This is a genomic window from Myroides odoratimimus (assembly GCF_038039805.1).
Lineage (GTDB): Bacteria > Bacteroidota > Bacteroidia > Flavobacteriales > Flavobacteriaceae > Flavobacterium > Flavobacterium odoratimimum_B.
In genome coordinates this window covers 130,161-143,094 of record NZ_JBBPHK010000003.1, presented here as the reverse complement: position 1 = coordinate 143,094, position 12,934 = coordinate 130,161, and the positions used below count along the sequence as shown (strand labels likewise).

The 12,934-nt window shown below is 36.2% G+C and carries 13 protein-coding genes and 4 tRNA genes; 15 read left to right on the top strand and 2 right to left on the bottom strand.

Annotation, left to right across the window (positions count from 1 at the left end; genetic code table 11):
* Positions 1-20: 20 nt before the first annotated feature.
* Together AABL85_RS04315 and AABL85_RS04310 are read right to left on the bottom strand one after the other, a co-directional pair.
* Entirely contained in the window at positions 21-1,199 is a 1,179-nt protein-coding gene (locus tag AABL85_RS04315; protein ID WP_341309302.1) for a cation:dicarboxylate symporter family transporter, read from the bottom strand.
* 49 nt (positions 1,200-1,248) lie between these two features.
* A complete protein-coding gene (locus AABL85_RS04310; RefSeq protein WP_131540241.1) occupies positions 1,249-2,403 on the bottom strand; it encodes a dicarboxylate/amino acid:cation symporter in 1,155 nt (384 codons plus the stop codon).
* Between the two features lie 467 nt (positions 2,404-2,870).
* Between AABL85_RS04310 and AABL85_RS04305 the strand changes: the two genes are divergently transcribed.
* The 15 genes from AABL85_RS04305 to AABL85_RS04235 all read left to right on the top strand — a co-directional run bounded on the left by AABL85_RS04305 (position 2,871) and on the right by AABL85_RS04235 (position 12,933).
* The gene (locus AABL85_RS04305; RefSeq protein ID WP_341309301.1) at positions 2,871-3,371 is read left to right on the top strand and encodes a GNAT family N-acetyltransferase; all 501 of its coding nucleotides are present in this window, start codon (positions 2,871-2,873) and stop codon (positions 3,369-3,371) included.
* A 45-nt stretch (positions 3,372-3,416) separates the two neighbouring features.
* Positions 3,417-3,869 carry a hypothetical protein gene (locus AABL85_RS04300; protein WP_341309300.1) on the top strand — a complete coding sequence of 151 codons (453 nt, stop codon included), beginning with the start codon at positions 3,417-3,419 and terminating at the stop codon, positions 3,867-3,869.
* A gap of 908 nt (positions 3,870-4,777) precedes the next feature.
* Positions 4,778-6,910 (top strand): TonB-dependent receptor, encoded by a 2,133-nt coding sequence (locus AABL85_RS04295; RefSeq protein ID WP_341309299.1) that lies wholly within the window; start codon positions 4,778-4,780, stop codon positions 6,908-6,910.
* 96 nt (positions 6,911-7,006) lie between these two features.
* Complete coding sequence (locus AABL85_RS04290) at positions 7,007-7,627, top strand: hypothetical protein (protein ID WP_341309298.1); 621 nt, start codon at positions 7,007-7,009, stop codon at positions 7,625-7,627.
* A gap of 43 nt (positions 7,628-7,670) precedes the next feature.
* Complete coding sequence (locus tag AABL85_RS04285; RefSeq protein ID WP_341309297.1) at positions 7,671-8,024, top strand: hypothetical protein; 354 nt, start codon at positions 7,671-7,673, stop codon at positions 8,022-8,024.
* Between the two features lie 91 nt (positions 8,025-8,115).
* Complete coding sequence (locus tag AABL85_RS04280; RefSeq protein ID WP_341309353.1) at positions 8,116-8,754, top strand: sensor histidine kinase; 639 nt, start codon at positions 8,116-8,118, stop codon at positions 8,752-8,754.
* Entirely contained in the window at positions 8,754-9,497 is a 744-nt protein-coding gene (locus AABL85_RS04275) for a LytR/AlgR family response regulator transcription factor (RefSeq protein WP_286435336.1), read from the top strand. Before AABL85_RS04280 ends, AABL85_RS04275 begins: the two co-directional genes overlap by 1 nt.
* Before the next feature lie 207 nt (positions 9,498-9,704).
* Complete coding sequence (rpsU, locus tag AABL85_RS04270) at positions 9,705-9,899, top strand: 30S ribosomal protein S21 (RefSeq protein ID WP_038987509.1); 195 nt, start codon at positions 9,705-9,707, stop codon at positions 9,897-9,899.
* A gap of 65 nt (positions 9,900-9,964) precedes the next feature.
* Positions 9,965-10,867: a tyrosine-type recombinase/integrase gene (locus AABL85_RS04265; RefSeq protein WP_341309296.1), complete on the top strand. Its 903-nt coding sequence runs from the start codon at positions 9,965-9,967 to the stop codon at positions 10,865-10,867.
* A gap of 19 nt (positions 10,868-10,886) precedes the next feature.
* Entirely contained in the window at positions 10,887-11,186 is a 300-nt protein-coding gene (gene hpf / locus AABL85_RS04260; protein ID WP_006262106.1) for a ribosome hibernation-promoting factor, HPF/YfiA family, read from the top strand.
* 93 nt (positions 11,187-11,279) lie between these two features.
* Positions 11,280-11,353 (top strand) — tRNA-Thr (locus AABL85_RS04255).
* A gap of 30 nt (positions 11,354-11,383) precedes the next feature.
* Positions 11,384-11,464 (top strand) — tRNA-Tyr (locus AABL85_RS04250).
* Between the two features lie 20 nt (positions 11,465-11,484).
* A tRNA-Thr gene (locus tag AABL85_RS04245) sits at positions 11,485-11,556 on the top strand.
* A 58-nt stretch (positions 11,557-11,614) separates the two neighbouring features.
* The gene (gene tuf / locus AABL85_RS04240) at positions 11,615-12,802 is read left to right on the top strand and encodes an elongation factor Tu (RefSeq protein WP_131540232.1); all 1,188 of its coding nucleotides are present in this window, start codon (positions 11,615-11,617) and stop codon (positions 12,800-12,802) included.
* A gap of 60 nt (positions 12,803-12,862) precedes the next feature.
* A tRNA-Trp gene (locus AABL85_RS04235) sits at positions 12,863-12,933 on the top strand.
* The last annotated feature ends 1 nt before the right edge of the window (position 12,934 follow it).

Here is a 12,934-nt window from a genome sequence, read left to right as displayed (position 1 = left end):
TGATATAGAAGAAAGGGAAGCTACTGAGCTTCCCTTTTTTGTTGTCGTTCATGAAAGGCTGTCGCCATAAGACTTAAGGCGCCATCCCCCACTATATTACACGCAGTACCAAAACTGTCTTGTAGTGCGAATATGGTTAATACTAATGCTATCCCAGTATCATCGAAGCCTAGCATAGAGGTTATTAATCCTAAGGATGCCATTAGTGCTCCTCCAGGTACACCAGGTGCTCCTAAGGCAAATATACCTAGTAAAAGCACAAAGAGAATCAATGTGCTAACATCAGGTAAATGCCCATAAAGGACTAAGGATACGGTCATCACAAAGAAGGTCTCTGTAACCATAGCACCACATAAATGTACATTCGAGAAGAACGGAATAGTGAAGTTCGTAATCTCTGGCTTTAGTACCTTGCTCTTATGTGCTGATTGTAGTGCTACACCTAAGCTAGCCGCTGAAGACATCGTTCCTAACGCTGTTAGATAGGTCGGTCCATAATGTCTGAGTACTTCCCATGGGTTCTTTTTAGCATACAGACCTGCGATCGTGTATAAGATGGTGATCCATACGATATGAGCTAAGATCACGATGATAATCACGATTAAGAAGATAGGTAATTGTGACTGTATGCTACCTACATAACTAAGCAAAGCAAAATTACAGGCAATGTATAAGGGTAATAGGGGAACTAGTACTCTATTGACTAAGAGTAACACGATCTCTCTAAAGTGATCGAAGGCTACTTCTAATGGTTTAGACTGTGTCCATAGAATACCTAAACCTATCATGAGTGCAAGTACTAAGGAAGTCATCACATCGAATATAGGTGGAATGTCTAGTTTAAAGAGCATCTCAGGTAATGCTCTTCCCGTAGCAGCAGTAGAGGGTATATCTAGCCAAGGTAATATAGTGTATCCTAATGAACCACTGAATAGCCCTGCTCCGACACTCGATACATAGGCTATAGCTAGGGAGAACCCTATAATCACAGAGGACTTCTGATCTAGTTTAGCAATAGACGATACGATAAATCCTAAGATGATTAAAGGAACTAAAAATAAGATGAGTTGTCCTAAAATATGTTTCGTAGATAAGATGACTTGAAGTAGAATATCATTTAGATAAGGCCCTACTAATAGACCGATGATTACTCCTGATAGTAGTCTAACGATAGTATTGTTTACTAATTTCTTTAGCATAGCGTAGAAGGTATAAAAAAGGGAAAGCATAGGCCTTCCCTCATTATCTTTATTTATCACTGTATTTTGTTACCATAAGGCTAAGTGCTCCATCTCCTGTAATATTACATGCGGTACCGAAGCTATCTTGTAATGCAAATATCGTTAAGGTTAATGCGATACCAGCATCGTCAAAACCTAGTACGGAAGCGATGATACCTAATGAGGCCATTACAGTACCTCCAGGTACACCAGGTGCTCCGATAGCGAAGATACCTAGCAGTAGTACGAATAAGATCATCGTACCCATAGTTGGCAATCCGCCATATAATACTTGAGATACGGTCATCACGAAGAATACTTCTGTCAATACTGATCCACATAAGTGTATATTAGAGAAGAACGGTATAGTGAAGTTCGTGATCTCAGGCTTCAGTACTTTACTCTTGTGTGCAGACTGTAGAGCTACACCTAGAGAAGCTGCTGAAGACATCGTACCTACTGCTGTTAGATAAGCAGGAGGATAGTGTTTAATTACTTCCCATGGATTCTTCCCAGAGTATATACCCGCTATCGTATACAACACACCTAACCAAATGAAGTGTGCCACTATCACGATAAGAATCACAGTTAAGAACACAGGTAGCTGTGACTGTATAGACCCTTCATAACTAAGTAATGCAAAGTTCGCCATAATATAGAATGGCAATACTGGTACTAATACTCTATTCACTAACAACAATACAATATCTTTAAAAGAATCAAATGCACGCTCTAGTGGTTTAGACTCTGTCCATAAAATACCGATACCGATCATTAAGGCAAGTGTCAGAGAAGTCATCACTCCGAATACAGGAGGTATATCTAGCTTAAATAACATCGCTGGAAGCTCCTTAAGAGTCTCCACATTTTTCTCTATCTGTAAGTGAGGGATAATGTTAAACCCTAGTGTACTACTAAAGAACCCTGCTCCGATACTAGATAAGTAAGCAATAATAATAGAGAAACCGATTATGCTAGTCTTTCCCTTGTCTAGTTTAGCGATAGACGATACTACGAATCCTAGAATGATCAGCGGTACTAAGAATAGAATGATCTGACCTAGTATATGTCTCGTAGATAAGATGATTTGTAGTAAGCTGTCTGTAAGATATGGTCCTATGACTAGACCAACTATCACCCCTAGTAAAAGTTTTACTATTGTATTACTAAAGAATTTCTTCATGTTCTGATACCTATATTTTTGATTAAAGTACTAAATTATTCAAAGCAAAGATATTTATAAACCTTGTTTTTTATTAGTCATTTTCAGAATATACCATATATATGGTAGTGGAGGGGACGAGGTATAATATAGGATGTTAGTAATGTTGTGTTTTTGTGGATATAGTTTGGTTCGGAGACAAATTTAGTATCGTTCGCAAAAGGGATCTTTATCCTACTAAATACCGATGTTTTTCCGAACAGCTTCCGAACAAAGTGCTTAGTAAGGCGTAATAGATTTCTTATAAGCCTTGTCAATAAAGAGATGATAAGGATTATCGCTTTTTCATAAATACCTATTTTAACCAAATCAGATCATTTACTCCAAAGTAGGTCAACTGTAAAATGAATAGGATGTTTATAAGGAGTTTATGAATTGTTACTTCATTAAATATTCGTAATATTAACCTATTAGAAATATGACTAGGCATGAAGAGCGTTTTAGAAACAGATCGATTAGTACTAAGAGAATTAACTACTGCAGATGCTGAACACTTTTATCAGTTAAATCTTAATCCTAATGTGATGCGTTATACAGGAGATGATGCTTTTGAGAGTGTGGATGATGCGTATATTTTCTTAGCTAATTATAGCGATTATGAGAGAAACGGATATGGACGATGGGCAGTCATTCGAAAAGAAGATAATGCATTCTTAGGATGGTGTGGACTGAAGTACAATACTGATATAGACAAGACCGATATAGGCTTTCGCTTCTTTGAGGAGTATTGGAATAGGGGGTATGCTACAGATAGCGCAAAGGCTTGTTTAGACTATGGGATTACAACTTTAGGACTACGCTGTATTATCGGTAGAGCGATGAAAGAGAATATTGCATCAATTAAAGTATTAGAGAAGATAGGACTAGTCTATCAGAACGATTTTGACTTCAATGGGCATATAGGTGTATTGTATGTAATAACACAGTAAAGGTGGCAATACTTTTTGACTAAATAGTATAAAAATAGAACTGAAATGGATAAAGAAATAAAAGAATATACAAAGCAAGAATTAGGGATATCAGCTATGTCTATTGGCCAATTAAAACGGATAAGAGTATTAGCAAAAGCGTTATTAATCTTGATTTTATCACAGGTATTGTTAGTAATATTATTTGATCTTTTTTTAAGTGATACACTTCAACCTTTAATGAGTCAATTTTTCCTTATCATAATAGCGGGTTTTATAGATGGTAAATTGTTTGGTTTAGGATTGTGTTTCTTATTAGCCTTCTTAATATTTGTGTATATATGTTATCTTCTATATAGATTTAGTACATCTTTAAAAATAGCTTTAGAGATGAAGAACAGTAATAAATTAGAATATAGTTTAGGTAGTCTTAGTAGGATAACTATACTTATCACTAGTTCTGTTTTAGTAGGTATTATTACTGCATTTATAATTTTTTTCTCAGTTATTAAGTCATGAATAATCAAGTAAATCAACATAGTGAAGATAGCAATCAAAAGTTAGTTCTAACAGAACAATCACTACTCTACTTAAAACGTATTAGTAAGTGGGTTATACCTTTAATTGTTGTATGTGGAGTCATTAGTTTAATCAGTTTTTTTGAACTATTTGTGAGGTTATCAAAACAAGAATATCTGCCTGTTTTAATGAATCTGTTAAGTTTTGTATTAAGTAGTTATTCATGTATGCATTTGTTCTTTTTAATTAGACGAATCAGAAAGACCATTATTCATAATTCTGAAGAATTTTTAGAAGAAACTTTCAGTACTATTCGAAAGTTATTGTTTGTTTTCTGTTTATTCTTTGTAATTAATTTAGTTATGACAGTTATTATAGGATTCATAAGATAGAGAAGTAGGAGGATGATTTTGATTTCGATGGTCATAATAGGCGTATTGTATGTAATAGCACAGTAGAGGGACAATACTTTTTGACTAACATAATACAGTTTTAATATTGACTCTTGTTTGATGTAAGATACTAATGAGTCGTTTCTCATAAGCTTTTTTTAAAAGGATAAGCTCTATCTGTCTAGTATGTCATTCCGACGAAGGAGGAATCTCATATTATAAGACATGCTGTATATGATACAAAGTGTTATGTTTCAAACCTACTCTATTCAATATAGCATTCTTTATCGGAGTAAGTATAAAAAAACGGTTAATAGTTTTTAACTATTAACCGTTTTTTTATGGCTATAAGTCAACAAGAATAAATAAAGACCTTAATGTACTAGAGTTTATCCACATTACTAAAACTGTTAACCAATCCCCCATTCGCGCAGTAAATACTCCCATTCACGCACTCATTTTTTCAGAAGTTGTGTTGTCAGATTACGTTTGTGATAGAATTAATCAAGAAGAAAGATGAGAACACTACTATGTTTGTTATTAACCTTATGTGTAGGTGCTGTGCAGGCACAACAGATTCTGCTATCGGGTACAGTGGTAAACGATAAGAATAAACCAATCGAGAATGTGAATGTGTACCTTGAAGATAGCTTCGAGGGAGCATTGACTGATGCGAAAGGGTATTTCAGTTTTATAGTTACAGATACAGTAGTGAGTGGCGTGCTGAAGTTAATGCATGCACAGTATGGCAATCTCGATGTAGAAATCAATACAAAGGAGAATTATAATGAACATTTTGTGTTAAGTAGTCAAGATGAGGTGATGGGAGAAATCCTTATCATCGCGAATAGCAAGAATAAAAGAGAACGCGCAGAGAGTATTGGGTTAAATGCAATGGATGTAGTGAGTACTGCAGGGAGTCCCGGTAATATTATGGGAGTATTAAGTACCATGCCAGGGGCGCAGACGAATGGAGAGGATGGGAGACTACTGATACGTGGAGGTAGAGCAGAGGAGAGTGGTATATTCGTCAATGGTGTAAGGGTGTTTCAGCCTTATACCTCTTCGGTGGGTAATGTACCTGTGCGCTCTAAGTTTAATCCGTTTCTGTTTAAGGGAATATCTTTCTCAGCAGGGGGGTATAGTGCAGAGTTTGGAGATGCGTTATCAGGAGTATTACAGTTAGATACTTCGGATGAGATAGATCCTTCACGTAGAGACTACTCTATCTCTACTGTAGGAGGGAGCTTTGCACAGACACATCAATGGGGCAAAAACTCGCTGTCATATAGTCTAAACTATCTAAACTTAGGAGTCTATACTACAGTGGTAAAACAGCGATATAATACTAAAAAGCCTTTCTCTACAGCTTCTGGAGAGATGATGTATAAGCGCGAGATTAAAGATGGAGGATATAAACTATATACTGCTGTAGACTTCTCTACTATCAAGTATGAGCAAGAGATACAGCCAAGTAATCGAGTAGATACACTAGGCTTTAAGTCGAGTAATGTGTATATGAATAGTGTGTTCTTTAAGAAGCTTACTCCTTATATGCGACTTGATATTGGTACAGGGTTAGGGTATATGGATTATACAGGAGATAGCAATGATCTGAGCTTAAAGAAGATTAGTTGGGATGTGAATCAGAAGGTGAAGTTTTCTTATCAGTGGAATGGGCAGTTTCAGTCTTTTGTAGGGGTAGATGTACAGGCTTCTAAATTAGATTTGACGAGAAGTGAAGGGAGTAGAGCAGAAGACTTAGGTACAGATACTAATAGATGGGCACTGTTTTTTGAGAACAATTGGAAGATAACGTCAGACTTGTCATTGAGGGCAGGTTTGAGAACGAGTAAGTATTCAGAAATATCAGATTGGACAGTAGAGCCACGTGCGATGTTGACTTATCAGATGACACCTAAGCATCAGATGTCTTTTTCGTATGGGGTGTTTAATCAGGCTGTGAACTTAGAGCAGTCATTAGCAGTGAAACAAGAAGACTGGATGCAGGCTAACCATTATATACTGAACTATACTTATGAGTTTAGAAAGCGTCTATTGAGAGCAGAGATGTTCTATAAAGATTATAGTAAGTTGCTCTTAACGCCATTAGGTAAGCCAAGTGAGTATGCACAGTTAGGAGAGGGATATGCAAAGGGATTTGACTTGTTTTGGAAAGATAATATCACGTTTAAGAATTTTAGCTATTGGGTAACTTATACTTATATAGACTCTCAACGCAAAGAGATGTATTGGAACGAATGGATACAGCCGTCTTATGTAGTAAAGCACAACTTCTCTGTGGTGACGAAGTACTGGATAGATCAATGGAAATCTCAGGTGAGTATGACGTATAACTACAGTAGTCCACGTCACTTCCACGATATAAATACTACTAATAAAACTACTTATGAGAGTAGTCCGATACACAATGTGAGTATGAGTTGGGCTTATCTATTCAGTGGGCAAAAGATAGTGTACTTATCAGTAGATAATTTGTTAGGTAGAAATCCTGTATACGCTTATCAGTTTAATCAACGTGGAGGACAACCTGATATCACGAATGCTACTGCGAAGCGATTTATATATGTAGGGTTTATGTGGACAATAAGTGCTGATAAGAAGAAAAACCAATTAGAGAATTTGTAAAACAACTTAAACATTAGAAACAACAGTTCGCGCAGTTCGTTTTTTTAAGGTTTGATAGTCAGCGTAGATTTGTTGTGTAATTAAATAATTAGAAAGATGAAAAAGTTATTGATTTTATTATTTGGTGTATTTAGTGTAATGAGTTTCGGACAATCTAAATACGAGGTAGGAATGCAAAAAGCGATGCAACAATGGCAAAGTGGACAATCGAAAGAGGCAGTGGCTATGCTAGACCGTATAGCGATGTCTGATAAAGAGAATTGGATACCGGTGTACTACAAGGTGCTTATTAGTATTACAGGAGGGTTTAGTAATCCACAGGCTGATGCCGTAGAAGAGATCGTGATGGCTAATCGCGTACTAATAGACCAATGGTTAGAAACGGGGGGAAGCGAGTGGTATGTATTAAAAGGGATGAATGAGACACTAGAGTTAATTACTGATCCGATGAATAAGGGGATGGTGCAGACTCCAATTATCAATAAAGCGTATGATAAGGCGATAGAGTTAGGTCCTACTAATCCGAGAGCAGTGTATTCTGTAGCAAGTTTTCAGATTAATAGTGCTAAGTTTATGAAGGTAGATATGGATTATTACTGTAAGATGCTAGAGAAGTCGATAGAGTTATTCGATAAACAGGAGAGTGATGTGCCATTCTATCCATCATGGGGAAAAGATTGGGCATTAAAAACACAAGAAATGTGTAAAGTGAAGTAAATTAGATGAGTTTGTAGTAAATTAGTATATGAAAAAAGTAGAAATGAATATTAATTGGCGTAGACATATTGTATTGGCCTGTAGTATATCGGTACTGATCAGTTTGGTTATTTCGTATTTTACTTTTCGTAATAGCGAGTTAAGCTTGGGTGAGCTATTGGTAAATTATCGTTTTTTGAAAAATACGTTTTTGTCTTTTGTATTGTCGATGTTGATTTACGCAGCTAATGTATTAACGAGTGCATGGGTGTGTAAGGTAATGGATAAACGAGATGCTAAAAATGAAATAGCTATGAGTAAGATTACTCGTAACGCTGTTTTTTTTTGTCAATGGCATTATGACATCTATAGTTTCTTATTACTTATTCTTGGCGCTACTTTTGAATTTATTTTATAGCTTGTCTTTTAAAGCTTTCTTTCTTGGGCAGCATTTAAGTTTTGGCAATTTTTTAGGTGCATTGTTATTAAGTACTTTTATTTTGCTTATTGTGTTTACGTTTGCCTATCACGATGAACTTAGGTTGTTAGAATTAAAGAATAGAGAGATGGAGATAGAGCTACAAAAAAGTCAAATAGAAGGGATGAAAGAACAACTGTCTCCCCATTTCTTGTTTAACAATATGAATGTACTCATCAGTACAATCCAAGAAGATCCAGTAAAGGCAGAACAGTTTGCCCGTTCGTTCTCTAAGATATATAGATATGTATTAGAGAAGTTAGACTATCCCTTGTGTAACTTATCTGACGAAGTATCTTTTATAAGAGATTATGTCTATTTACTCAATGTGAGATATGACAATGCAATAGCATTTAGCATTAGTGAAGAGGTGATGAAGTATGATGATGTAGAAGTGCCTACCTTGAGTTTGCAACTATTGATTGAGAATGTAGTAAAGCACAATGTAATTCCTTCAGAGGGAAGTATTAGAGTAGAATTGCGCATAGAAGAAGGAGGGTTAGTACTGTGGAATGAAAAATATGCTAAGCCCAAAGAAGTGTATTCATCTGGACTGGGATTACAGAATTTGTCTAAGCGCAACAAGTTGATGTTGAAGCAAGATATTGAGATAAATGATTTGGAAGATAGTTTTAGTGTTAGAATTCCTTTAGTTAGAATAGAGAGTTGATGAAAATAGTAATTATAGAAGATGAGAAACCTGCAGCGAGACTGCTGACAAGAGAGCTGGAGAAGCTAGGATTCGAGGTACAGCAGATATTGTATTCTGTAGGAGAGGCTATACCTTGGTTGATGCAACATGAGCATCCAGATTTGATATTTGCTGATATACAGTTAGCAGATGGATTATCTTTAGAGATATTCGAGCAAGTAGAGGTTAGGAGCGCTATTATCTTTGTCACAAGTTTTGATCATTATGCGATTAAGGCATTTAAGCTAAATAGCATTGATTATTTATTAAAACCGATAGAGCCAATAGAGTTGTTAGGTGCTATTAATAAATACAAGGCACAACAACGCAGTACAACACAGACGGTAGAGAGCCTCAGACACAGTATAGGGGGGAGTAACTATGCAAAACGGCTGATGATAAAAGTGGGGATGCAGATAAAGATGGTGTTGGTGGATGAGGTAGTATGTTTTTATAGAGAGGATAGAGGGGTGTACATCTCGACAGTGGAAGGTAAGACTCATCTGTTAGATGAGGAGTCTCTAGAGGCTGTTATTAAAACGGTTAGTCCGAAGAAGTTCTTTAGGGTGAATAGATCTCAAGTAGTGAGCATCGATTATATAGAGCAGATTATACAATTATCTACTTCTCGGTTAAAACTAACGATGAAGAATTATACAGCTGAGGTGATTGTGAGTAGAGAAAGAGTGAGTGAATTTAAGAGCTGGTTAGCGGAGAATTAATTTGATAGAATTAAAGAGAAGGTCAATAGAGAAGGTGATTTTCTCTTTTTTAATTGTGCTATATCCTAAGTAGAGATTGATTAGTTCGTAGTTAATATTAAATTTAATTAGTATTCTTTTGATTAAATAAAAAAAGTTGTTTTTTTATTGTCATGAATTAAAAAAGTTTTACTTTTGCACCACTAATGAGAGGAGGTGTATGAAAACATGTTAATCATTCCAATTAAAGACGGAGAAAATATCGATAGAGCACTTAAGCGCTACAAAAGAAAATTTGACAGAACAGGAACTTTACGTCAGTTAAGATCTCGTCAGGCATTCTTAAAACCGTCTGTACTTAAAAGAGACAAAATGCAAAAAGCTGCATACGTTCAACACTTGAGAGATTCAGTAGAAATCTAATAAGTATTGAATATTAAAAAATAACCGTTGTAATAAAGTATTAACTTTGTTGCAACGGTTTTTTTATGTTTGAAAATTTAGAAAAGTTTATTGAGTATATACAGAAAGAAAGAAAGTATTCTGACAAGACAGTTATAGCTTATCAGAACGATATTGGAGATTATGTTTCTTTCTTAGAGCAACTGTCTTTAGATTATCTAAGGGTGGGGTATGATGGTGTGCGTCTGTGGATAGTGAAGTTGTCTGAAGAAGGCTTGACTAATCGATCAATCAACAGGAAGACAAGTGCACTTAGTTCTTTTTATAAGTTTTTACTGAAGATAGGTGAGGTGGAGACTAATCCGCTGTACCTTCATCGATCATTAAAGGTAGAAAAGAAATTACAATTGCCTTTTTCGGTAAAAGAGATAGATACAGTGCGTGCCATGTTTGAAGGAAAAGAAGATTTTAATTCTTTGAGAGATTTGTTGATTGTAGAGATGTTGTATTGTCTTGGACTTCGTAGAGCGGAGTTAGTTGCTTTAGAAGTAGAAGATGTTGATTTTTATTTACATCAAGTTCGCGTTTCAGGAAAAGGATCAAAACAGCGTATAGTACCATTATTAGGAAGTGTAGAAATGTTATTAAAAAAATATCTCGAAGCAAGGAGTTTGGTCTTGGGTTCTGTGGAGGGGATTAAGATACTTTTAGTGACAGAATTGGGTAAGAAAGTTGATGAAATGTTTGTTTATCGAGTAATAAATTCATACTTTAGTAATGCAACAACGAAGGAGAAGAAAAGCCCTCACATGTTGCGTCACTCTTTTGCTACGCATCTTCTGGAAGGAGGAGCGGATATTAACTCGATTAAAGAGCTAATGGGGCATGAAAGCTTATCAACTACACAAGGATATGCACAGATTAATCTAAGTGAGTTGAAGAAAGTGTATCAAAACTCGCATCCAAGAGGGAAGAATAAAGAAAAATAACCTTTTAAAACCGTTAATTATGAAAGTAAACATTCAAGCTATTAATTTCAATGTGGATCGTAAGTTGGTAGATTTTGCAAACGAGCGTTTGTCAAAAATCGAAAAATATTATGATAAGATAGTTTCAGTAGATGTTTTTTTTAAATTAGAGAACACAAATGAAAAAGAAAATAAGATTACGGAAATAAAAGTATTGGTTCCGGGTGATGAGATGATTGTTAAAAAAACGTGTAAAACTTTCGAAGAAGGTGTGGATGCTGGAGCAGATGCACTAGAGCGATTAGTGGTAAAACACAAAGAGAAAATCAAAGCTCATTAATTTAAAAAAATAAGTAAATTGTTTTTTTTAATCAATAAAATATATACATTTGCAGTCCGTTAGAAATAGCGGACTTTTTCTATTGAGTCATTTGCCGGTGTAGCTCAGCTGGCTAGAGCAGCTGATTTGTAATCAGCAGGTCGTGGGTTCGAGTCCCTCCATCGGCTCAAAGAAAAGTAATATCAAACATGGTTTGAGGGGAGATACTCAAGCGGCCAACGAGGACGGACTGTAAATCCGTTGGGAAACCTTCGCAGGTTCGAATCCTGCTCTCCCCACAGAGAATAAGAAGCATCAAGCCGGTGTAGCTCAGGGGTAGAGTGCTTCCTTGGTAAGGAAGAGGTCACGGGTTCAAATCCCGTCATTGGCTCAGGTTTTTTTATTATATTTGAACACTAATTATATAACTAAGATTAAATTATTAAATCATGGCAAAGGAAACTTTTGATCGTTCGAAACCGCACTTAAACATCGGTACTATCGGACACGTTGACCACGGTAAAACTACTACTACTGCTGCTATTACTAAAGTATTAGCTGACGCAGGATTCTCAGAAGCTCGTTCATTTGATTCAATTGATAATGCTCCAGAAGAAAAAGAGCGTGGTATTACAATTAATACTTCTCACGTAGAGTACCAAACAAAAAACCGTCACTATGCACACGTTGACTGTCCAGGTCACGCGGATTACGTGAAAAACATGGTTACTGGTGCTGCTCAAATGGATGGTGCTATCTTAGTAGTTGCTGCTACTGATGGACCAATGCCACAAACTCGTGAGCACATCCTTTTAGGACGTCAGGTAGGTATTCCAAGAATCGTTGTATTCTTAAACAAAGTTGACTTAGTTGATGATGCTGAGTTATTAGAGCTTGTTGAGATGGAAGTAAGAGATTTATTATCTTTCTACCAATATGATGGTGATAATGGACCAGTAGTTCAAGGTTCTGCTTTAGGAGCATTAAACGGAGAGCAAAAATGGGTTGATGCATTATTACATTTAATGGAAGAAGTTGACAACTGGATCGAAGAGCCAGTACGTGACAACGAGAAACCATTCTTAATGCCAGTAGAAGACGTATTTACAATTACAGGACGTGGAACTGTTGCTACAGGACGTATCGAAACTGGAGTTGCTAATACAGGAGATGCTGTTGAAATCATCGGTATGGGAGCTGACAAATTAACTTCTACAATTACAGGAGTTGAGATGTTCCGTAAAATCTTAGACCGTGGAGAAGCTGGAGATAACGTAGGTTTATTATTGAGAGGTATTGACAAAACTGATATCCGTCGTGGTATGGTTATTTGTAAACCAGGTTCAGTAAAACCACACGCTAAATTCAAAGCTGAGGTTTATATCTTGAAAAAAGAAGAAGGTGGACGTCACACTCCATTCCATAACAACTACCGTCCACAGTTCTACGTACGTACAACTGACGTAACTGGAACAATCCAATTACCAGAAGGTACTGAGATGGTTATGCCTGGAGATAACTTAACTATCACTGTTGAGTTATTAAGCCCAATCGCTTTATCAGTAGGTTTACGTTTCGCTATCCGTGAAGGAGGTAGAACAGTAGGTGCTGGTCAGGTAACTGAAATTATTGACTAATTATTTAGTATAAATAAATTTCAAAAGTCAGTGGTTACGGCCACTGACTTTTATTAACAAACGGGTGTAGTTCAAGGGTAGAATAGCGGTCTCCAAAACCGTTGATGGGGGTTCGAATCCCTCCACCCGTGC